The 21,525-nt window shown below is 52.5% G+C and carries 17 protein-coding genes; 11 read left to right on the top strand and 6 right to left on the bottom strand.

Annotated elements, in window-relative coordinates; all coding sequences use genetic code 11:
• The first annotated feature begins 17 nt into the window (after positions 1-17).
• The 5 genes from ACR0B5_RS20450 (at position 18) to ACR0B5_RS20430 (ending at position 7,747) form a co-directional block, all read left to right on the top strand.
• Positions 18-971 (top strand): ABC transporter substrate-binding protein, encoded by a 954-nt coding sequence (locus ACR0B5_RS20450; protein WP_170375252.1) that lies wholly within the window; start codon positions 18-20, stop codon positions 969-971.
• A gap of 75 nt (positions 972-1,046) precedes the next feature.
• Complete coding sequence (locus tag ACR0B5_RS20445) at positions 1,047-2,066, top strand: quaternary amine ABC transporter ATP-binding protein (RefSeq protein WP_480543002.1); 1,020 nt, start codon at positions 1,047-1,049, stop codon at positions 2,064-2,066.
• A complete protein-coding gene (locus ACR0B5_RS20440) occupies positions 2,066-4,051 on the top strand; it encodes an ABC transporter permease (protein WP_480543000.1) in 1,986 nt (661 codons plus the stop codon). The genes ACR0B5_RS20445 and ACR0B5_RS20440 overlap by 1 nt, the downstream gene beginning before the upstream one ends.
• Positions 4,052-4,055: 4 nt before the next feature.
• Positions 4,056-6,428, top strand: coding sequence for a trimethylamine N-oxide demethylase (locus tag ACR0B5_RS20435; protein ID WP_480542998.1), 2,373 nt, complete (start codon positions 4,056-4,058; stop codon positions 6,426-6,428).
• Positions 6,425-7,747 carry an NAD(P)/FAD-dependent oxidoreductase gene (locus tag ACR0B5_RS20430; protein ID WP_480542996.1) on the top strand — a complete coding sequence of 441 codons (1,323 nt, stop codon included), beginning with the start codon at positions 6,425-6,427 and terminating at the stop codon, positions 7,745-7,747. The genes ACR0B5_RS20435 and ACR0B5_RS20430 overlap by 4 nt, the downstream gene beginning before the upstream one ends.
• On the opposite strand, the gene ACR0B5_RS20425 is transcribed toward ACR0B5_RS20430, so the two are convergent.
• Positions 7,744-8,910 (bottom strand): cytochrome P450, encoded by a 1,167-nt coding sequence (locus ACR0B5_RS20425; protein WP_480542994.1) that lies wholly within the window; start codon positions 8,908-8,910, stop codon positions 7,744-7,746. The genes ACR0B5_RS20430 and ACR0B5_RS20425 overlap by 4 nt on opposite strands.
• A gap of 252 nt (positions 8,911-9,162) precedes the next feature.
• The gene (locus tag ACR0B5_RS20420) at positions 9,163-10,539 is read right to left on the bottom strand and encodes an ammonium transporter family protein (protein WP_170375263.1); all 1,377 of its coding nucleotides are present in this window, start codon (positions 10,537-10,539) and stop codon (positions 9,163-9,165) included.
• Between the two features lie 430 nt (positions 10,540-10,969).
• Here ACR0B5_RS20420 and ACR0B5_RS20415 point away from each other — a divergent pair, with 430 nt between their 5' ends.
• Together ACR0B5_RS20415 and ACR0B5_RS20410 are read left to right on the top strand one after the other, a co-directional pair.
• Positions 10,970-11,758 carry a hypothetical protein gene (locus tag ACR0B5_RS20415; protein WP_480542992.1) on the top strand — a complete coding sequence of 263 codons (789 nt, stop codon included), beginning with the start codon at positions 10,970-10,972 and terminating at the stop codon, positions 11,756-11,758.
• 121 nt (positions 11,759-11,879) lie between these two features.
• Positions 11,880-12,587 (top strand): IS6 family transposase, encoded by a 708-nt coding sequence (locus ACR0B5_RS20410; protein ID WP_480542990.1) that lies wholly within the window; start codon positions 11,880-11,882, stop codon positions 12,585-12,587.
• Positions 12,588-12,821: 234 nt separating this feature from the next.
• On the opposite strand, the gene ACR0B5_RS20405 is transcribed toward ACR0B5_RS20410, so the two are convergent.
• The 4 genes from ACR0B5_RS20405 to ACR0B5_RS20390 form a co-directional block, all read right to left on the bottom strand.
• Positions 12,822-13,769, bottom strand: a complete 948-nt coding sequence (locus ACR0B5_RS20405) for a DMT family transporter (RefSeq protein ID WP_480542988.1) — start codon at positions 13,767-13,769, stop codon at positions 12,822-12,824.
• A gap of 288 nt (positions 13,770-14,057) precedes the next feature.
• The gene (locus ACR0B5_RS20400) at positions 14,058-15,323 is read right to left on the bottom strand and encodes a flavin monoamine oxidase family protein (RefSeq protein WP_480542986.1); all 1,266 of its coding nucleotides are present in this window, start codon (positions 15,321-15,323) and stop codon (positions 14,058-14,060) included.
• Between the two features lie 127 nt (positions 15,324-15,450).
• Positions 15,451-15,714, bottom strand: a complete 264-nt coding sequence (locus ACR0B5_RS20395) for a hypothetical protein (protein ID WP_256367988.1) — start codon at positions 15,712-15,714, stop codon at positions 15,451-15,453.
• Complete coding sequence (locus tag ACR0B5_RS20390; RefSeq protein WP_170352661.1) at positions 15,711-16,916, bottom strand: aromatic ring-hydroxylating oxygenase subunit alpha; 1,206 nt, start codon at positions 16,914-16,916, stop codon at positions 15,711-15,713. The genes ACR0B5_RS20395 and ACR0B5_RS20390 overlap by 4 nt, the downstream gene beginning before the upstream one ends.
• Before the next feature lie 466 nt (positions 16,917-17,382).
• Between ACR0B5_RS20390 and ACR0B5_RS20385 the strand changes: the two genes are divergently transcribed.
• From ACR0B5_RS20385 to ACR0B5_RS20370, 4 genes are all read left to right on the top strand, one after another.
• A complete protein-coding gene (locus tag ACR0B5_RS20385) occupies positions 17,383-18,492 on the top strand; it encodes an extracellular solute-binding protein (RefSeq protein WP_170352662.1) in 1,110 nt (369 codons plus the stop codon).
• A gap of 88 nt (positions 18,493-18,580) precedes the next feature.
• A complete protein-coding gene (locus ACR0B5_RS20380) occupies positions 18,581-19,723 on the top strand; it encodes an ABC transporter ATP-binding protein (protein WP_480542983.1) in 1,143 nt (380 codons plus the stop codon).
• 65 nt (positions 19,724-19,788) lie between these two features.
• Positions 19,789-20,682 (top strand): ABC transporter permease subunit, encoded by an 894-nt coding sequence (locus ACR0B5_RS20375; protein WP_216599185.1) that lies wholly within the window; start codon positions 19,789-19,791, stop codon positions 20,680-20,682.
• Positions 20,683-21,525 carry an ABC transporter permease subunit gene (locus ACR0B5_RS20370; RefSeq protein ID WP_170352665.1) on the top strand — a complete coding sequence of 281 codons (843 nt, stop codon included), beginning with the start codon at positions 20,683-20,685 and terminating at the stop codon, positions 21,523-21,525.

Here is a 21,525-nt window from a genome sequence, read left to right as displayed (position 1 = left end):
CAACTGGGAGAATGAAAATGAAAAGACTGACTTTATTGGCCTCTGCAAGTGCGGTTGCAATATCGGGTGCTGCAGCGCATGCAGCCGACAGCGAAGATCCGATCGTAATCCCGATCCACAATTGGTCCAGCCAAATTGTGATGTCGAATGTCGTTGGTCAGATGTTCGAAGAAATGGACCTGAACGTTGAGTACGTCACTACCGACAGTCAGGCTGTGTACGAGTCGGTCCGCCTGGGCGACGTCGCGTTAGAGCTTGAAGTCTGGGAAGGTGCATTCGGCGCTTCTTTCCGCGAGGCGCTTTCCAAAGGAGGGCTGCATGACGCCGGTGACCATGACGCCGTAACGCGCGAAGACTGGTGGTATCCAATGTGGACCAAGGACGCTTGCCCCGGATTACCGGATTGGGAAGCTTTGAACGACTGCGCTGCAGTGTTTGCGACTGCTGAGACAGGCGACAAAGGACGTTACCTTGATGGCCCGGTCGATTGGTTGAAACACGGGCAGGAGCGGGTCGAGGCGCTGGGTATGGACTTTGTCGTTGTGAACGCGGGTTCTGCTGCGGCACTCTGGGCCGAAATCGGTGCTGCAGAGGCTGAAAAGAAACCCGTTGTTGTGTTCAATTGGACACCAAACTTTGCCGAGGCTGTCTGGCCAGGTGAATTCGTTGAGTTTCCTGCTTGGGAAGACGGCTGTGACACCGATCCTGCAGTAGGCCCAAACCCGGACGCCCTCTATGACTGCGGTAATCCGGCCACCGGCTATCTTAAAAAGGCGGCTTGGGATGGTATGAAAGACAAGTGGCCAACAGCGTATTGCGTGCTGACAAAGATATCTTTCACCAACCCTCAGATCGCTGAAATGGCGAAGTTGGTGGATACTGATGAGCTGGAACCGGATGAGGCCGCGGTCGAATGGCTTGAAGCAAACCGCGACGTTGTTGATCCGTGGGTTCAGGAATGTTCGGGCTGATATTTAGCTAATTTGACAAACACACCTGTCCCGCGAGACCATGTGGGGCAGGTGACCGGACGACAGGGGAATGGCATGGCACCGGTAATTTCGGCCAGAAATGTTTGGAAGCTATTCGGGGCTCACCCAGAAAAGTACCTGCGATCTATGCCGGAGAGTCATGGTTTCGACGATATTCGTGCCGACGGATATATTGCCGGTGTCAAAGATGTATCTGTAGATGTCGGCCAAGGTGAAATGCTTGTTATCATGGGGCTTTCCGGGTCTGGGAAGTCAACTCTGGTTCGTTGTTTCTCCAGGTTGCACGATATAACTGGCGGCACCATCGAGGTCGAGGGTCAGGACATTATGTCATTGGCGGAAAAAGATTTGATTGAATTGCGCCGGTCCAAAATGGGAATGGTGTTTCAGTCTTTTGGCCTGTTGCCGCATCGAACGGTTCTGGAGAACGTTGCGTTTCCATTGGAGATGCGAGGGCAAGACAAACACACGCGGCGCGAACGTGCCTTGGAAGTCGTGCGCTTGGTCGGCCTTGAAGGGCGCGAAGATTATTTCCCGCGCGAACTGTCGGGTGGGCAGCAACAGCGTGTTGGTATTGCTAGATCTCTGGCAATTGAGCCGGACATCTGGTTTTTGGATGAACCTTTCTCGGCACTCGATCCTCTGATCCGCCGAGAAATGCAGGACGAGTTTCTGCGTTTGCAGGAGATGCTGGGTAAGACGATCGTTTTCATTACCCACGATTTCGACGAAGCGCTTCGGTTGGCGGACCGGATCGCAATTATGAAAGACGGCGCGATCGAACAATGTGATACGCCAGACGCGATCGTTATGAACCCCGCAACCGAATATGTCCGGAAATTCACTGAGGATATCGACAAAGCGCGTGTTGTTCATGCCCGCGGCTTGTCGCGACCGATAAATGGTCATGCACTGGAAGGCGAACCGGTTGACTCGAAGGCCACAATTCAGGATCTGGCGCGACAATTGGTTAACGAAACCCGCGAAGAGATTCCGGTGGCGGACAATTCTGGAAAAGTTGTTGGCGTAATGCAGCGCTCAGAAGCACTCGATCTTTTGTTGGGGGCTGGTTGATGGCCGTCACGCACGCCTCCGAAGTCGGCGCAAGCGCCTACGATGGTGGCCGTCGAGATCCGGTTTTGTTGGCATTGATTGGTACTGCACTGGTTTTTATCATGGCGCATGCATTCGGCGTGCTGCCACCTTGGTTACAGCGGATTCCAGAGGCGATGATCCCGCCAACTGCAGAGGCACTGGACGCTGTTTTCGCCTTTGTTCAGAATGATTTGGGCCTTATCTATGTGACCAGATTCATCGCGGAGGGACCACTTGAGTTCCTTTTGGATGCAACTGCAAACCTGCTTTATGGAAAACGCCGCTGGCCCATGCTGGGGCCGATCCCATGGACGGCAATTGCAGCTGCGGCGGCGGTACTTGGCTACTACCTCGGCGGCTGGAGGCTTGCCGCTTTGGCGGGGGGGACGTTTGTGTGGACTGCGCTCATCGGCCAATGGGACATTGCAATGCAGACCATGTCTGTATTGGTCGTCGCGGCTCCGATCGCATTTTTGCTTGGGCTTTTGTTGGGTATTGCTGCTTGGAAGTACGGTTGGGTGGATACCGCGATCAAGCCGATCCTGAGCGTGCTTCAGACACTTCCGTTTTTTACCTATCTGTTGCCAGCGGTGATCTTCTTTAAAGTTGGTCCAACAGCAGGGGCGGTTGCCACCATCATCTATGCTATCCCACCTATGATATTGATGACCACGTTGGGCCTGAAAAAAGTCAGTTCAGAAGTTGTCGAGGCGGGAAAGATGTCAGGCTGCACTCGATGGCAGATGTTGACGCGTGTTTATTTGCCTGCAGCACGCACCGAGATATTGGTCGGTGTGAACCAAGTGATCATGCTGTGTCTCGCAATGGTTGTACTGACGGCGTTTATTGGAATGCCAGGCCTCGGAGCAAAGTTGCTGGCCATGATGGGCAGCTTCAAACTCGGCCGTTCTTTTGAGATCGGTGTGACCATCGTTTTGTTCGCAATAATGCTCGATCGATTGTCAAAGGCGTGGGTTGTCAAACAACCGGAGCACTTTGAGAAAGGTACCCCTTGGTGGAAGCAACATGCTTACTTCTTGGTCGGTCTAGCCGTCTTTTCCGTGTTCTGTATTATCGCGCAATTCGTTGATGTCTTTGCCGAAATCGGCCGACGTCAATCATTCTCTAAAGGAAAAGAGATTGACGCTTTAATTAAAGGTTTTTTGGCAATAGATGCCGTGAATGCCGTGACTGAATGGTTGCGCTGGTTCTTAAATGTCAAAGTTCTGATACCATTCCGAAACTCGCTGCTTTGGATTCCAACACCCGCGTTCATTTTGCTGATTACTGCGCTGGCGTATTGGCTTGGTGGCAAGCGGCCCGCTATTTATGGGTTCGTTTTCTTTACACTTGTCGCGCTTTCGGGCTGGTGGGACCGTTCCGTTATCACGCTCTATACGGTGATCTCTGCCGTCATAATTTCAATGTTGATCGGTATCCCCCTGGGTATATTTGCTGCGCGGTCCGCAAAGTGGTCAAACCGTATCTTGCTGGCTTGTGATACTGCGCAGACATTCCCCAGTTTCATATACCTTATCCCAGCTATTATGCTGTTCGGCGTTAATGACGTTGCGGTTGTGTTTGCGATAGTAATCTTCACTACTGTTCCGCTAACGCGATACACGATTGAAGGGTTGCGCACAGTTCCGCCAGAAATAACCGAAGCGGCTGATATGTCCGGCGCGACACGTCGGCAGAAGCTATGGACGGTTCAGTTGCCAATGGCCCTGCCGACTATGGCAGTAGGATTTAATCAGGCAATAATGTTCGCCTTCTTCATGGTGATCATTGCCGCCTTCATTGGGACCCAGGACCTAGGTCAGGAATTGCAGCGGACGCTGGCAGGCACTGAGCTTGGTAAGAACATCGTACTGGGGATGAACGTTGCGTTTATGGCACTGACATTTGATCTGGCTGTCATGGCGTGGGCCGAGAGGCGCAAAAAACTACTGGGGCTCGGGTGATGATATGAACAAGCCAGAGTTTATCGAGCATCCTTGGGAAAGACGTGGGATTGTCTCACCGGGTCTCCCGATATTGCCACATGGTGTTGAGCGACATCCTGTTCCAGGAGGCGGATCACGAGCGGTTCCGGTCTTTCGCGGCGACGAGATTAGCATCGTCGACAAAGAAGGTCTCCAGCAAGGAGAACTGGTGTTTTTTGCACCCGACCGAACTTCGGATGCGGCGATGCTTGGGGCCATCGGCAAGGGACGGCCCACCTCAACGATTGAAACGCTGGCAAATGGTTCACGCTCCGGTGCAAATGTGCTCAAAGCGCTGGCAGCATCAGGGTTCAACATTGAAACTGGGGATGCGGTAAGTGTTTTTTCCGAAGGATCAAAGCCCGGGGATACGACAAGCTTTACCGCGGAATGCGATGGTTTATTGATCTGCGCAGCTCCGGGCAAGCCGATGAGCCCAGAGGCCCAGAACGCAACGACCGAACTTGTCTTGTACATCCGCCGAGCCGACCCAAAACAGGCCAAAGAAACGGTCGGACCACCCGATCCGCTGGCCGATCCCTTGCAGGACCTTAACATCCAACCAGGGTACGCGTCGGCCTACGAAGTCAAAAAAGGTGAGTACATCCAAATTTTGGACGTGAAGGGCAGGGAATGTTCTGACTTTCAGGCCTTTTCGTTGCGGGCGCTCGACAACGGCCTTGAGCGCGAGATAGACCCGACCACAACCCGTAGCTTAATGGGAAGCCTCTACCCCAACCCGGGAATTTTCTCGAAATACTGGTCCGTTGATCAGGAGCCGCTGGTTGAGATCGTACAGGACACCTGCGGACGTCACGACACGTTTGGTCTCGCTTGTACCGCTCGCTACTATGAGGATCTCGGCTACCCAGGGCATATCAATTGCTCGGACAACATGAACGCGGATCTGGCCAGATTCAACATTCGGCCGCGCGGAGGCTGGCCAGCGATCAATTTCTTCTTCAACACGATGCTCGACGATACAAACGCGATAGGGATGGACGATCCCTGGTCGCGGCCCGGCGATTTTGTGTTGCTCAGAGCATTGTCTGATCTGGTTTGCGTAAGCACCGCGTGCCCATGCGATGTCGATCCGGCAAATGGATGGAACCCGACGGATATCCAGGTCCGCACATACAGAGCCACCGAGGATTTCAAGAGATCCGTTGGCTATAGAAAATCTGCGGAGGCGGATGTGGAAGAGACAAAGAAAACCGCGTTCCATGAGTGCTTTGCACGCCACACCGCAGACTTCGTAGAATATAATGGTTACTGGCTTGCAAACACGATCCCCAAGCTTGGAAGCATTGCAGAGTATTGGGCAGTGCGTGAAAAAGCAGCTGTCATGGATCTGTCGCCACTGCGGAAATACGAAGTGACGGGGCCAGACGCAGAAGAGCTGATGCAGGCCTGCGTTACGCGGAACGTCAAGAAAATTAGTGTCGGGCAGGTCAGTTACACCGCCATGTGCTACAAGCACGGCGGGATGATTGACGATGGAACGATCTATCGTTTGGGGGACAACAATTTCCGTTGGATAGGGGGCAACGACACAAGTGGGTTGTGGCTCAAGGAACAGGCCGCCAAGCGGGGTCTGAACGCCTGGGTGCGGCCATCAACAGATCAGCTTCACAACATTGCTGTGCAGGGGCGCCATTCCCGGGACATACTTACGAAAGTCTTTTGGACGCCGCCAACCCAACCATCCGTAGAGGAACTGCCCTGGTTCCGCATGACAATCGCACGCATTGGCGACTACTCCGGAACTGCGGTTGTGATTTCCAGAACCGGTTATTCAGGTGAGTTGGGCTACGAAATTTTCTGCCATCCAAAGGATGCGGTCGAGGTGTTCGACGCTGTCTGGGAAGCCGGTCGGGAATATGATCTCGCGCCGTTGGGCCTGGCTGCGCTGGACATGATGCGGATCGAAGCAGGACTCATTTTCGCAGGAAGCGAATTTGACGACACGACTGACCCGTTTGAAGCCGGTATCGGCTTTACAGTGCCACTGAAGTCAAAGGAAGATGACTTTATTGGTCGCGCTGCATTGGAAGAGCGCAAAGCGCATCCGCACCGAAAACTTGTCGGATTTGAGATCGAAGGAGGGACGGTGCCCTCGCCCGGCGATTGCGTTCGGATTGGCAAGGCGCAAGTCGGCGAAATCACCTCTGCCGTTAAGTCGCCGGTACTTGGAAAGGTGATCGCACTTGGCCGAGTTGCAACTGCACATTCCGAGATCGGAACCGAAATCCAAATCGGCCAGCTTGACGGCCAGCAAAAGCGATTGAAGGCTCGTGTTGTAACGTTCCCTCATTTCGACCCCGAAAAAGAGCGGGTGAAAGGTAACTACGGTTGAACCTGTTCACACAGGATGCTGTTCCGGGGCGTCCTTATTGGTGGGATGGTGTGGCGTGGCCCTCTCCTGAAGGCAGGCTACCAAAGAAAACGGATGTTCTTGTAATTGGTGCCGGATACACTGGATTGTCTGCGGCCATTGCGGCCATTGCGGCGCATGATGCAGGCGCCCGGGTTTTGGTCATAGACAGCGGTCAGCCAGGACAGGGTGCTTCGACCCGAAACGGAGGTATGCTAGGAGCCCACCCGCGTGTCGGCTGGGACACGTTGGCAAAACGCTATGGCCCGCTGGTCGCTGACGCTCTGTTCTCGGAGGCTTCAGATGCGCTGAGGTGGGTCAAAGACCTGTTAAATAAAGAGCAAATTAGTTGTGACTACGAAGAATGCGGGCGCATTCAATTGGCCTACACTTCGGGCCAGTTCGCGGCGCAACAAAGGTTGGCTAAGCAGGTTTCGGAAAAAGGCGGTGGGCCGTGTATGATTCTGAGCCGCGATGAGTTGCCGAGCAATATAGTGACGCCGCTCTATAAGGGAGCGATCCTGTTCCCAACACACGGCGCGTTGCATCCTGCGAAGTATCTGCTCGGTTTGTTGAGTGCTGCATCCCGCCGGGGCGTTCCTGTCCTTTCGAATTGCCCGGCGGTAGATATTCAAAAGGCAGGAGCAACTTGGCGGGTTTCAACACCGCAAGGGAGCATCTCCGTCGACAAAATTATCCTCGCAACCAATGGCTATACAGGTTGGCAGTTCAAATGGTTCAACCGTCGTGTCTTTCCAGTGCCGAGTTTTATCATAGCAACAGAAGCGTTGGCGCCTGAGATAATACAGGCGCTAGCACCCGGTCGCCGCATGATGGTAGAAACAAGAAGACACCACTGCTACTTCCGGGTGTCATCTGACGGATCCCGTTTTTTGTTTGGTGGTCGCGCAGCATTGGTGGATATCGACCTTTCTACGGCCGCGCGCCGTCTGCACAGGAAAATGATTGAGATATGGCCTAAACTACGGGGAGTTCGATTATCCCATGTCTGGACCGGCAACACGGGTTTTTCCTTTGGCCAGTTACCACATGTCGGCGAGCGAAACGGTATTCATTATGCTATGGGATACTCCGGCGGCGGAACTGTTTTGGCCCCATGGCTGGGTCGCAAGGCAGCCCTACGCGCCGTGGGCGCGCTAGACGGTGAAACAGCATTTTCACAAACGAGTCTTTCTTCGCGTTGGTTCCATCGTGGTGGTCCGCCTCATTTCTTGCGTCCAGTTGATCTGTGGTACCGTCACTGGGTAGATCGAAGTGAGGACAGAAACGCATACCGCTAATTCGCCCAGGTGGGTAAGACGGACATCCGTAGCGGGCTGGTGTTGCCGCTGTCAGGCAAAAAAACCGGTTCTTCCGCAAGTTCAATAGTTTCCCAGTGACGCAACCAGACGTTCAGCGCCGCCATCATGTCTGTTCTTGCGACCAAGTGTCCAAGACAGTGGTGCGCGCCCCCTCCAAAACCAAAATGCGACTTTCGACGGACGCGAACATCGAATTGGCCATTGTGACCAGTTCTCGGGTCAGTCGCAGAAGCATGTACTAAAATGTGAACGGTTTCACCCGAACGAATTGAGACATCACCAATAGTGACATCCTCCAAGGCTTCGCGGGTCGCCCAAGTCGTTGTAGGGCGCATCCTGATTATCTCGTCGATTGCGTCTGAAACCGCTTTCGGATTGTTCCGTAGCCAGGCCCACTGCTCTGGATACAGCGAGAACAGATGCGCTGCGAATGCCAATTGGGCGCGGGTAGTATCCACACCGCCAAAGATGGAAATTACGGTCAGATCAACTAATGCCTGACGATCTTCGTATTCTTCTGACATCAGGCGAGCTACAAAACTGTCGCGCGGGGGTGCATCGATTAATCTGATTGCCTGTTCCGTTAACCGATCTACCGATGCGTTAACCTCAGTTTGGTAGCGGACTGCTTCAGGGCCCATCGCAAGCCCAAGACACGTTGCATCTGCCGCAAGTCGTTCAGACATATGCATCGGTAGTCCCAGAAGCGCCGTAATAGCCTGTCCCGCGAACGGCTCGGTGAAGCGATCAATTATTTCAAAAGGACCTGATCCCCGTAGGGATTCACATAGTGTTTCAGCGATTTTGGTGAATGTGGGCTCCAGTGCGAGGATATGTTCCTTTGCAAGAGCATTCTGGGCGATTTTCCGTAACGCGGCGTGGTCTTCACCCTCCAGCGAGATGATACTGCGTTTCCAGAACTCTGCAAAACTGCCTTCAAGCCCAACCGTTTCTGGCCAAGCGTGGCTGCCTTGACGGAACCTACGGTCTCGCAAAATCATACCGGCTTCGCGGTGCCGAAGAACTGCATAGCCGAACGGCGTTTCAGCGCACCAGGATGCTTCACGCGCGGTATGTACTTCTGAAGATCTTGTGGAAAACCCCGGCTTCTTGACGTCAAGAAAGGGAAGAGTTCGATCCATTGATTCCCAATCAGAAAGGGCCGCACACTTCGTGCGGCCCTCCGTTTAGCAAGGTTGCGTTTATTCCTTTAGTCTTTTGTAAGCATCGTGTTCGTGCTTTTGCCCGCTCCACAAGGCAAACAAGCAAATTAGAACCGCAAGTACGAACCAGAGCATCGGTGTGGAACCTCCAGCACCCATAAAGATCGGACCGCTCATTTCATCCACGTTTGCTAGGCTAAATCCCATTACTTCGTCTCCCTATTGTAAACATTACTCGGCAGGGTTGGCCGAAGGTGTAATACCTTCGGGGTACGCCTGCATTGGCACTTTCGTTAGGTCGAGGCCCGCTATCTCGGCTTCCTCAGTGACGCGCAGCATTCCCATTTTGTTGAGTACCCAACTGATGACGTACCCGGGCACGAAACCCACGAGGAAAAAGACCACGGCGCCGACTATTTGGCCAAGCAGCGAAACGGTCGCGACGTCGTCTCCTTGAATTGCAGGCAGTCCTGCACCCCAGATGCCAAACATGATGAGACCGAACAGGCCAATGGTGCCGTGAACGGTCACCGCTCCGACAGCGTCGTCGATGCCCCGGTTCTCAAGCCATGTATAGCAAGGCTTAAGCAGAGCACCGCCAGCAAAGCCCATCACAAACGCCAGTGATGGGTCATATACGTCTAAGCCTGAGGCGGTTGCGATGATGCCTGCGAGGGCGCCTGACATCATGAAGAACGGGTCCCTAGCGATTGCCCATGCACCAATGATTCCGCCTGACATGCCCATCAAAATGTTGAAAGCCAGCGAGCTCAGTGTCATCGGCGTGCCATAGATGGTAGTGGCTTTATCAGCATACCAACTCCAGGCCTCGCCTGGAACGATTACGCAGGCCATCAAGAATCCCCAGAAGCCAACGATGATCAGCATCAGGCCTGTAACTGTGAACGGCATGTTGTGACCGCCGATATGGTTGGCCGTTCCATCCTTATTGAATTTGCCAATTCTCGGACCGAGGTTGATGAGCACACCAAGAGCAAAGAAACCTGCCACTGCGTGAACCAACCCTGCCGCGCCAAAGTCGTGTACACCCCATTGGGTGACCAACCAACCGTCTGCGTGCCAGCCCCAAGCCGCAGCGACAACCCACGCGAAAGAGCCCAGAACGACTGCTAGGATTACAAATCCCACGACTTGGATCCGTTCGATAACCGCGCCCGAGAAAATCGATGCTGTGGTTGCCGCGAACAAAGCGAATGCGCCCCAGAACACACCGGTTGACTGATCGTCTAGGTTGGGGCCAGCACTATCGGACCATGGCCAAGCGAACGACGCGTATGTGGCGCCTGAGATCCCCATGGCACCTTCGGAGAAAGTGATCCCGGTTGGGAAGCCCCAGTAGACCCACCACCCGAAGAAGTAGAAGGTGGGCATCATGAACGCAAAGGCGAGAATGTTTTTTATTCCCGAAGCAAGCACGTTCTTTTGGCGCGATGCGCCCATCTCATATGCCAAAAACCCTGCATGGATGATGACCATCAATGGTATCGTGAGGTAATAGTAGGTTTCTGCAAACATCGTGTTCGTTACAGAAGTCGATGCTTCCAGTTCCGCGACCTTGGCCGCCAGTTCTGCTAGTTGCTCTTCCATGTTCCCAACCTTGCTTGGTTCCCGACCGTGCTTGTTCACCGCAGACAAGTTTCAAGAGTCTGCGACAAAATGCTACACTAAACCAATTCGAAACCAGAAGTAAAAAAATTGATCCAAAACTAAACCAAATAACAGCGGGCAGAATGACGCTTGGGAACAGGTGACCGTAAATTCTATGTCTATTGTGAATCCTTGTGGCGTTGTGAATTCAAGTCTTGCTAACCCGATTGGGTTTATCTCCAAGCTACAACGTTCCCGAATTTTGTGATTTTTCAATCCGCGCTAGCAGTCAATTTTTCGGCACAAATTGGACATACCCGATGCCGTTCCTTCAGGCTAAATTGACTTCATGTTTTGAGTGCAACGTTGTCATTTGGAAGAACTCAGATAAAACGATTGCGCGAACTAAAACTGTGTCTTTGGGTCGGCGATGGAAGAAATACTTTTTAGAATCAGCGCGTTAGAAAGAAAGCGGCTGGAAGGTGAACGGATATTTCAGAGCATCCGAAAGTCTTTGGCTCTTGAAAAGCTAGACATCTCAGTTGTGCGTGCCTCACCGAAGCCCGGAGAAATTAACGAAAAAAATCACTACGCAACGGAGATTGGGGCTCCCACGATACCTGATGTAGAGGAGCAGGTCGCTGAATTATTGGTTCAATTAACTGCAATGGTTTCTGATTGCATTGACATCCTGCTGGATTCTCGAGGGATTTCCAGCGCGAAAGGAGACAGCGAGTTTCGAGAATTGAAACCAAGAAGTCTTGAGCTTTTGATGGCGCTCATAAACGACAGCACATGTGAGGAAAACAAAAAACTATCGGCAAATTCGGCATACCAGAAAGTGAAGGAAAGCGAGATTGCGCTGGAACAAAACCGGCCACCTGCCCTAAGAATTTTGCCCATTGTCTTGGCGATTGAGGAAGTTGAGGTCCTAGTCTACGAAAACGCGCGGCTTCTGAGAAAGAGAGTCTCTGTGGTTGTGGAAAACGGGATTCTTAAATTCGGAAGTCTGGAGGTATCCAGCGTGGAGAGTGTTGGTGGGGGGGCTTTGTATCGGTTTTCACTTGAAATAGGTTCAAAAAGACTGCCGGGAGACTTTCTCACGCTCATCGAAGGCGCTTTTGAGCTTGTTGATATCTCAACAGTTGCAGCCCGATATGAACTAGGATTCGAACTCGATGGTACACGTTACCGCTTTGGAGTCGTAGACGTTCATTAGGTTTTGTCAGAAGAACTTTGCTTGAGGCGGGCAGGGGTGTTGCGTAGCTTTTGCCTATCACCAAGGTCTTGTCAGAAGAACTTGTCTTGAGGCAGGCAGGACGGTTGCGTAGCTTTTGCCCATGACCAAACCTGCCTCTTTCAAGTACTTCAAAACCAGTCCCGAGGTCATCCGCCTTGCGGTGATGCTGTACATCCGTTTCCCGCTCTCGCTTCGAAATGTCGAAGATCTGTTGCACGAGCGAGGCATCGACGTGAGCCACGAAACCGTCCGATATTGGTGGAACAGGTTTGGCCCGATGTTTGCTGCTGAGATCAGACAGAAGCGTGTTCAGCAGCTGCGCGCATTCTCAAAATTTAAGTGGCACGTGGATGAGGTTTTCGTGAACGTGAATGGCAAGCGGCATTATCTTTGGCGGGCTGTTGATCACGAAGGCGAGGTGCTGGAAGCTGTTGTCACCAAACGCCGAAACAAGGCTGCAGCACTTAAATTCCTCAGGAAATTGGTGAAGCGGCACGGTTGCGCCGAAGAGATCGTCACAGACCGTTTCGCATCGTACAAGGCGGCGCTCAGAGATTTGGGTGCTCTCGAAAAACAACAAACGGGCAGGTGGCTCAACAACCGCGTCGAGAATTCACACCTTCCTTTCCGACGACGCGAACGCGCGATGCAGCGTTTCAGGCGCATGCGAAGTCTACAGAAATTCGCCGCCGTCCACTCATCTGTCTACAACCACTTCAACCAGGAAAGATCGCTCACCAGCAGAGACTCCTTCAAGCTGACACGCGCCGCTGCTCTCGCCGAGTGGCGTCAACTTTGTTCCGGATAGGTTCGCGATTTCCGCGGCAAAATGAGACTGGTTCGAATTCGTCTGACAGCAACTTTTTGTTGGTTAGCTACTTTCATCGAAGCACGTGAGATAATGTCAATTTGCTATAACACTGAAGTATGTGGGTGCTTAGCGTTAAAGTTTTCGCTCCCTTAGCGAATGGCAGCTTCGAAGGGATGCGTCGCAGCATCACCAACAGGCAGCCAACAGCAGCTTAGGGCCGGGCGTGTAGCCTTAGATTGGAGGCACGGCACGCACGGCGACCAACTGTCTGGCCGCCACCCTTTCACGATGTATCATATACAGCCCCGCACCGATGATGATGGCAATGCCAAGCAGACTAAGCGTGTTCGGGAAGTCATTGAAGACAAGATAGCCGAACAAGGTCGCGACCGGCAGCTCAAAATACTGCAGCGGTGCCAGCGTGACGGAAGGCGCAAAAGACAGCGCATAGGTCATCATCATGTGGCTCACCGTCGCGAAAAAGCCAGCGCCCAAAAGCCACAACAACGCGATGTCTGTCGGCCAAACGGGATCAAACAAATCAGAGCCGGAATCTTGCGCAAAAAATAGAGCAGGAATGCAAAGCAGGCTGGCGATCAGGCCGGTGTGGAATTGCAGGGTCACAGGGTGCACCCGACGCGACAACCCCCGGGTCAAAAGAATGTAGAAAGCGAAGGCAACTGCTGTGCCAAGCGGAATAACGGCAACCGCGCCGAAAGCTGCGAAACTGGGTTGGATAACGAACAACACCCCGACAAACCCCACAAGCGCCGCGCCAACGCGACGCGGGCCGACATCTTCACCAAAATAGAACTTGCCGACCAACAATACGATGAAAGGAGCAACGAACACGATTGCCAGCGCATCGGCAAGGGGCATCACCCGGATCGCGGCAATGAAGCAAAATGTTGCGAACACCAACAGCAATGAGCGGAAAACCAGCACCATCACCTGACCTTTCGCCACGCGCAACGACAGTCCCATTATCCAGATGAAGGGCGCCATTAGCGCGCATTGCACCACAAACCGCGCAGCCGTAATCTGCCCAACCGGCACACTGGTCGACGCGAGTTTCGCAGACACATCCAGCAAAGGAGCGGTTAGGCAAAACCCCAGCATCAGCGCAACGCCAACAAGGGTGCGATCCGGAGATTGAGGTATGGGTTCATCAGAGGTCATCGTTTCATTTAGAGATGTCGCCAAATGCGTGTCTGTTCTCAATACGACGACAGGCAAAAGTCCCGCAATCCAAGAGTTCGAGTTGAATTGGATATAGCGCTCGTGGCGAATGTCTCCTCTGAAGGGCCGCACAGCCGCATCAGGTGGCCCGGCCAAAGGGCAGCTAGCTTACCCTGAATTGGCCGCTGAGCACGCGAAAGATGAACTTGGACTTGCAACTTATAGTGATAGGTTCATTCGAAATTCTATGATTTTTCCACTTTCTGGAGCAAGTTGATCGCCAAGTGTTCAGCGTAGCTGCGCCAACACATCTTCCGCGGCCCGTACTCCTTCTAGGTGGGCTCCGCTGACCGAGCATTGTTGGCTAGGGTGCGTCGCTTCACCGGCGAAGTGCACCCGCTCAGCATGAGACTGGCGCAAGACAGCGCGTTTGTCGTGGCCTCCTGGTCTGGCTCCAGCGTAAGAACCACGCACGTAAGGTTCATTTCGCCAAGCGGTGGCGTGGCCTTTGATGAAGGCTTTTCTGACTGTTGTGCCGAAGAAGCCAACCAGTGTTTCGAGCGCATGTTCGATGGCGCTCTCAGGTCCGACATCCTGCAACTCTTTGGAAAAGCTGCCAGAACTTTCAAAGCTAGTTAGACCGGTGTTTGAGATGTCGCAAAGAAAACCACCCCCACGGGCTACCCCTTTGGCGTCGGGTTCTAAGTGGTATGTTAGCCAAGTATCGGGTTGCACTGGCAAAGCTCCGGGACGGAAAAGGAGGCCTGCGTGATTGTAATCCCCCATGGTGATAAGCTCGAGCGCCGCGCGTCGATCGGATTCTAGCGGGGGATCAAAGTGGATGATGTCTTCGGCTAGGACGCCGACGGAAACTGTTACGATTGCGGTGCGAGCTGTGATCTTCCCAGTAGCCGTGGTTATAAGAACGCCTTCAGTGAGAGATTTTATTTCTGTGACCGGAGTGGCCAATTTAATTGGCAGCCCTTGTGCGGTGCATTCAATTAGGTGTCCGAAGCCTTCGCGGCAAAACCAATCGTCTCCGCCCTCCCAAGCACTGATGTCTCGCAGAGATGTATCCGGCAAATCTCTGGCAATCGACAAGGCAAATGTCATCGCTGCCGTGAACGACCAATGCCCTTTGTTCTGCCAAATGTCCGCCAAGGACCGGTCTGTTACAATTCCGGTACTTGCTTCAATTTCTGCATCGATGCGCGCCGCTTCTTTTATCGCGCTATGAAGCTCGTCGACCTCGTCCCACAGAACAGCGTCATCCTCCAAGCCATACGTCACCGCGTTGTCCGGAGCCGCATAGAGATCAAGACCAAGTGCTAGACCCGGAGCTTTCAGAGCGTTTGCATGTTCGGTGTGCATCCAGTGCGCACCCATGTCGAACGGGACGCCAAAGATTTCCGTGTCCGTGTGTGTGCGCCCCCCGACGCGGTTGGATGCCTCGATGCAGACTACTGAGAGTCCCGCGGATTTGAGAGCGTGAGTAGCTGCAATTCCTGCTGCTCCGGCGCCAACGACAACGACGTCAAAGTCGTGAACTTTCAATGCTTTCGCTCCAGAAATGAGATTGGCATGAGAGATGGTTTTCGGAGTGGGTTTGCGCTTTCCTTACATTTTGAGAATTTACAAGGATTTGAGTTATCCAAGGATTTTGTCGTTTGCGCGGAAGCAGTCATTGATTGGTTCTTGAGTTTAGATTGCAAACGAATTCTGGAATTGAAACGCCCTCGTATCCAGCCAGATCGAGCGGATCTTCCGTGTCAAGCTTGCTGCATCTTCGGTAGATTTCCAGCATCTCGGCAGAAAGCTCGCCGCTCTTAAAAAAATACATCGCGGCAGCATATCTTGTGGCGCCAGAGCCAGGTTTTCCGATGGCTGTTACCAGGAACTGCGTTTGAGCTTCTGCTTCCTCCACTTTGAATATACCTTTAGTCACGATTTCGGCTCAGCGGACATCGCATCATTCAACGCGGCAACTTCATCTTCTCCAGGCGCTGATTCAGAGTTGTAGATTGGCAGAATGTTCCTGAGATGGTCATGATGAGAGCGCACGCCGTACTCGAGATCAGAAAGATAGAAGCCTTCAAACGCCTCCGAAGCCATGGCTTCGTTGGACCATATCGTGAGCTGAATATCTTCTTCCACTGTCTCTCGATCAATCCGGGCGGCAAGGTAGCGTGCCGCTCTTTGTTGGCGGTCTTCGTTCGGGTTTCGGTATGTCGCGCTCCGTAGAATGGATTTATCCGTCGTGATCGGAAACTCTTGATAAAAGAGGGTCGTCTCAGGTGTGACGGCTATGACCGCATTTGGAAAAATGCCGTAGTAAAGCCAAGTTTTGTGCAAGTGTTCTGGCAGGTGAGGCTGTGGTTTAGTGAATTTCTTGTAGTTGCGAACGGCCCACCTCCGGCCCTTTGTCGGAGTGAATTTTCCGTCAGAACGTGAGATACCATCGACATATGGTTCGTCTGAATAGGTCGAGCCATACAGATCCTGAAGGGCAGGGTGCGCGAGCGGGACATGATACCCTTCGTTGTCGACATCTCTGATCGATTTCCAGTTTACAGGAGTCTCCTCGGTCCAGATTCCGTCCGTCGGGACATGTTCGGCCATTTTGTAGGCAGAGACTTCCTGTTCAATCGGGGCTAGCAGTTCGGCTACTGATGGCTGGGGTCCAGGTTTGAATCGGACGAAGACAAAACCCTGCCAGATTTCCATTTCAATCTCTTTCAGGCCAAACTCGTGCTTGTCTAGATCGGGGAACGACTCCGGACGGGCGGCGCCGCGTAGCGTTCCATCAAGATTGTAAACCCAGCCGTGAAATGGGCAGACTAGAGCGTTTGCACATTTTCCTTGCTCTTTCGAGACCAGCCGAGAACCGCGGTGACGACAAACGTTTAGAAACGCGCGGATGTCCGAGTTGCTGTCCTTCAAGATCAGGGCGCGCTCACCGCACATGTCAAAACATAGAAAATTACCGGGTTCCGGAACATCCGAAACATGGCACGCGATTTGCCAATGCGTTTTGAAAAGTTCGCTCTTCTCAAGTTCAAGAAGGGCATTGCTGTGATAGCACCAACCGGGCAACCCGCGACGGTCCCAATTGGTAGGAATTTCTGTGTTTCTTACTTCGTCGCGCATCGGAACAACCCGCATAGTTTTGGTTTGGTCAGTTTGGGTCTCAGATGGGGACAGTATCCAGGAGTGAAAATTTGGCCTTGCTGGATCCGCCACTCTTCGACTGAGTGTAGGTGTCGCTTAAATTGACTTGCTCGTCAACTTTTTCTGACTGAATGATCATTCAGAAATGTGCTGCTAGTCACGCCTGTGAGGTTTCCTTGGTCGATGGTTTTCGATTTACCTGCTCAAATCAGGTGCAAAACCAGTGATACGTAGAGATATGATCAAAATTCATTCAGCCAAGCTTGACAGTGCAGATTTCAGCGGACTACCGTTCTGAATGACCAATCAGATAAAAACATAGCGACTTGGGGGAATGGGGTGCTTGGTGATCGCGCCCGCAACGCAGGCGCGATCATTCGAGAAGACAGACTAGCAAACAAGGCAAGACAAATTCAGCCACCACTCAGGGAGAGGAAGCGAAGTTATGAACTCAATCAGGAAAATCGCCGGAATTACAGTTATAGCAGCAACTACTACTGCAGTTTCGGGATCGGCTTACGCGCAAGAGCGTGTGTTGAAGGTTACGAATTGGGGAGAATACATCGCTGAAGACACAATCGAGAACTTCGAAAAAGAATACGGTATCAAGGTGATCTATGATCCGTATGACTCTGCCGAAGCAATTGATGCCAAGCTACTCGCGGGAAACAGCGGATATGATGTGGTTAGTCATGCCGGCAGTGATACGGCTCGTCTGATTAAGGCGGGAATTGTTGCACCGTTGGATATGTCGAAGCTGGACAATATCAAGCACATCGACCCGGCAATCATGGAGCAGTTGTCAAGTGAATGGGATCCAGGCAACCAACACTTCATTCCTTATATGTGGGGAACGCACGGCGTCACATACAACGAAGAATTGGTGAAAGAGACGTATCCAGATGCCCCCATAGGCTCGATGGATATGGTTTTCGATCCTGTTCACATGAAAGAGCTGTCCAAGTGTGGAGTTTCATTCCTGGATTCCCCGGGCGACATCATTCCGATGGCTTTAGCGCATATGGGCCTGGATGCGAACTCCACAAACAAGGAAGACTATGAGAAGGTTGGGGAGATGTTGGCGGAAATCAGGCCATACATCAAAACCTTCGATAACTATGCTTATCAACGGATGCCTCAGAAAGAGTTCTGTGTCTCAACCACATGGGGCCCTGACGGTCTCCTTGCCATGTCTGGCGCAGCGGAAGCCGACACTGGTGTAGTGCTAGACTTCTTCCTGCCCGAAGGTGATCGTACAGCGCAGCTGTGGATTGATGGTTGGCTGATCCCGGAAGACGCCGCGAACAAAGAAGACGCTCATCTTTTCCTGAACTATATGATGCGCCCCGAGGTTGCGGCCAATGATAGTAACTTCACCTGGTATGCGACCGCCAACCTGACGGCCAAGCCCATGGTTGATGAGGCTGTAACCTCCAGCCCAGCCGCGTTCCCAACATCGGATCAGGTTGCCAAGATGTACACGACTGCCGTTCTTCCTCCCAAGGTCGAGCGCTTGCAGACACGTACCTGGACTGACTTTAAGGCCGGAAACTAAATCCACTCACACTGGCAAATGAAGTAGCGGACCAGACCGGTTCGCTACTGCATCCCCAGATCCCGACTGGCAGACTAAGAGGCCCAAATTGACTGTTTCCACGGCTGTCAGCCCAGAACCATGGCTCGATCAAAAAGAACAGGAACCTCTGGTCAAAATCAGAGGCGTAACCAAAAAATACGGTGCAGTGACTGCTGTCGATAACGTTGATCTGGATATCTACAAAGGAGAGTTATTCTGCCTTTTAGGCGGATCTGGATGTGGAAAGTCGACACTACTTCGAATGCTTGCTGGGTTTGAGGATTTGAACAGTGGTACAATCACTATCGACGGAGTCGATATGGCCGATGTGCCAGCTTACGAACGTCCGACCAATATGATGTTCCAAAGCTATGCGCTGTTTCCGCATATGACCGTCGAAAAAAACGTGGCTTTCGGGTTGGAGCAAGACCATGTCCCCAAGCTAGACATTGCGGACAGAGTTCACGACATCCTCAAGCTTGTTGAGTTGGAAGATTTTAAAAAGAGAAAACCTAAACAATTGTCCGGTGGGCAACGCCAGCGTGTTGCATTGGCGCGGGCCTTGGTCAAACGTCCCAAGTTGCTGCTCTTGGATGAACCTTTGGCTGCTCTGGACAAAAAACTGCGTAAGCAAACGCAGTTTGAGCTTGCCAACATTCAGGACAAGGTCGGCGTCACGTTCATCGTCGTGACTCACGATCAGGAAGAAGCAATGACCCTGTCTTCGCGAATGGCCGTTATGGACGCGGGTCGCTTCAAACAGATTGGAACTCCGACAGAGATCTACGAGTTTCCAGAATCCCGCTTTGTGGCTGACTTTATCGGATCAGCAAATATTTTTGAGGGCAGGGTGACCGAGGATGGGGTCGACCATGTTCGGGTCGAAACCGAGTTCTGCGAAGTTTATATTGATCACGGTCATTCTGTTAAGGCTGGCAGCAAGATTTGGGTTGCGCTGAGGCCCGAGAAAATTCGACTTGAGAAATCTGATACAATTGCTGAGGGCGCGAACCAGACAGCGGCCGTTATCGACGATGTTGGGTATTTGGGAGAGACATCGATCTACAAGGTAAGGCTTCCAAATGGCGAAATCTTCGACGTCACTCAGCCCAACCAGTCACGTCCGACGCATGCTGCGCAGCGATTAACCTGGGAAGACAAGGTAAATGTCAGCTGGGATCCGTCTAGCGCCATGTTGCTCCACTCATGACGGATTTCACCGAGGATATGTTCGAACCGCCGCAGGTTGAACGACAACCCATGATCCGTTTAGTGATGCGGCGTATCCATAGCAGATGGCGTCAGATCGTCACCGTCATACCGTTCTTCTGGTTGCTTGTATTCTTTCTGGCACCGTTCTTCATTGTCGCAAAGATAAGCTTAGCTGAACTGGCGATTGCTAGCCCGCCATTCACAAGTTTAATTGAGTGGACAGGTGACGGGATCATGACAATCCGCCTGGTCTTCGACAATTTTGTCTACATCTGGGAAGACAGCCTGTACTTTGACACTTACGTAAATTCACTCAAGATTTCAGTGACGTGTACGTTCTTGTGCCTCTTGTTTGGCTACCCTATTGCCTATGCAATTGTACGATCGGGGCCGGTCGCGAAGCCGCTCTTGTTGTTTGCAATCATTCTTCCGTTTTGGACGTCTTTCTTGTTGCGGGTCTATTCGTGGATGGGCCTGCTTGCGGATCAAGGCACGATCAACAACCTTCTGATAGCGCTGGGGGTGATCGATGAGCCGATCCGCATGCTTTACACGGAATTCGCCGTCTATATCGGGATCGTCTACACCTATATGCCGTTCATGATCCTGCCGCTGTACGCGAATATGGAGAAGCTGGACAACAGCCTGAACGAGGCGGCCGCCGACCTTGGTTCCAAACCAACGAACACTTTCTTCAAAATCACATTGCCTCTGACGATGCCTGGAATTGTCGCTGGTTCACTGCTGGTCTTTATCCCTGCGACCGGCGAGTACGTTATCCCCGATCTGTTAGGTGGCGGCAACGTGCAGATGATTGGGCGGGTTCTCTACAATGAGTTCTCTAGAAACAGCGATTGGCCAGTGGCCGCCGCAGTTGCGATTGTTCTGCTGTTCATACTGGTGCTGCCAATCATGGTTTTCCAGCACTACCAAGGCAAAGCAGCGGAGGAGCAATAGATGTACGCCAAACGCTCCCGTTTCTTAACCATCATGCTGACCTTGGGACTGGCATTCTTTTACATCCCAATGATCCTGTTGGTTATTTACTCATTCAACTACTCCAAGCTGGTACCGGTTTGGGGTGGATGGTCGTTGCGCTGGTACAAAGAGCTTTTTCAATCTGCGGAAGTCTGGAGCGCTGTTTCACTCAGTCTTCAGATTGCCGTTGTCAACGCTACTTTTGCCACGGCGCTTGGCACCTTGGCAGGTCTGGCTATGGTGCGCTTTGGACGGTTCAAGGGGCGGACCTTGTTTGGTGGCATGTTGGTCGCGCCCTTGGTGATGCCCGAGGTGATAACCGGATTGTCCTTGCTGGTTTTCTTCATCTCGCTGAACCAGCTGATCGGATGGCCTGCTGAGCGCGGTTTTGCGACGATTACGATCGCGCATATTACCTTTTCCATGGCCTATGTGGCGGTAACAATTCAGGCACGCTTAACCGGTGTGGGGCAAACACTGGAAGAAGCCGCCGCCGATCTTGGCGCAAAACCGTTCAAAGTTCTGACTGCCATAACGATCCCACAGCTGACGCCGGCACTAATTTCAGGATGGTTGCTGGCCTTCACGCTGTCTCTCGATGACTTGGTCATAGCAAGTTTTGTTACCGGCCCAGGCGCAAATACCTTGCCAATTTTGATCTTTTCGCGCATTCGACTGGGCCTCAGGCCGGACATCAACGCGCTAGCAACCATCATGATTCTTGTGATCGCTATCTGTGTCGCTATCGCAGCAATAATTATGTTCCGGCAACAGAGAGCGGATTTGTTGGACAGGCAAATGGCTGAACGAGAGGAGAGTTAA

Source organism: Ruegeria sp. AG1, assembly GCF_056541705.1.
Note: the sequence above shows the minus strand (reverse complement) of the source record. Positions and strands in the feature narration are given on the sequence as shown.

Coding starts and splice junctions, on each gene's coding strand:
- ACR0B5_RS20450 (WP_170375252.1), top strand. CDS start 18: ATGAAAAGACTGACTTTATTGGCCTCTGCAAGTGCGGTTGCAATATCG.
- ACR0B5_RS20445 (WP_480543002.1), top strand. CDS start 1,047: ATGGCACCGGTAATTTCGGCCAGAAATGTTTGGAAGCTATTCGGGGCT.
- ACR0B5_RS20440 (WP_480543000.1), top strand. CDS start 2,066: ATGGCCGTCACGCACGCCTCCGAAGTCGGCGCAAGCGCCTACGATGGT.
- ACR0B5_RS20435 (WP_480542998.1), top strand. CDS start 4,056: ATGAACAAGCCAGAGTTTATCGAGCATCCTTGGGAAAGACGTGGGATT.
- ACR0B5_RS20425 (WP_480542994.1), bottom strand. CDS start 8,910: ATGGATCGAACTCTTCCCTTTCTTGACGTCAAGAAGCCGGGGTTTTCC.
- ACR0B5_RS20420 (WP_170375263.1), bottom strand. CDS start 10,539: ATGGAAGAGCAACTAGCAGAACTGGCGGCCAAGGTCGCGGAACTGGAA.
- ACR0B5_RS20415 (WP_480542992.1), top strand. CDS start 10,970: ATGGAAGAAATACTTTTTAGAATCAGCGCGTTAGAAAGAAAGCGGCTG.
- ACR0B5_RS20410 (WP_480542990.1), top strand. CDS start 11,880: ATGACCAAACCTGCCTCTTTCAAGTACTTCAAAACCAGTCCCGAGGTC.
- ACR0B5_RS20405 (WP_480542988.1), bottom strand. CDS start 13,769: ATGACCTCTGATGAACCCATACCTCAATCTCCGGATCGCACCCTTGTT.
- ACR0B5_RS20390 (WP_170352661.1), bottom strand. CDS start 16,916: ATGCGCGACGAAGTAAGAAACACAGAAATTCCTACCAATTGGGACCGT.
- ACR0B5_RS20385 (WP_170352662.1), top strand. CDS start 17,383: ATGAACTCAATCAGGAAAATCGCCGGAATTACAGTTATAGCAGCAACT.
- ACR0B5_RS20375 (WP_216599185.1), top strand. CDS start 19,789: ATGCGGCGTATCCATAGCAGATGGCGTCAGATCGTCACCGTCATACCG.
- ACR0B5_RS20370 (WP_170352665.1), top strand. CDS start 20,683: ATGTACGCCAAACGCTCCCGTTTCTTAACCATCATGCTGACCTTGGGA.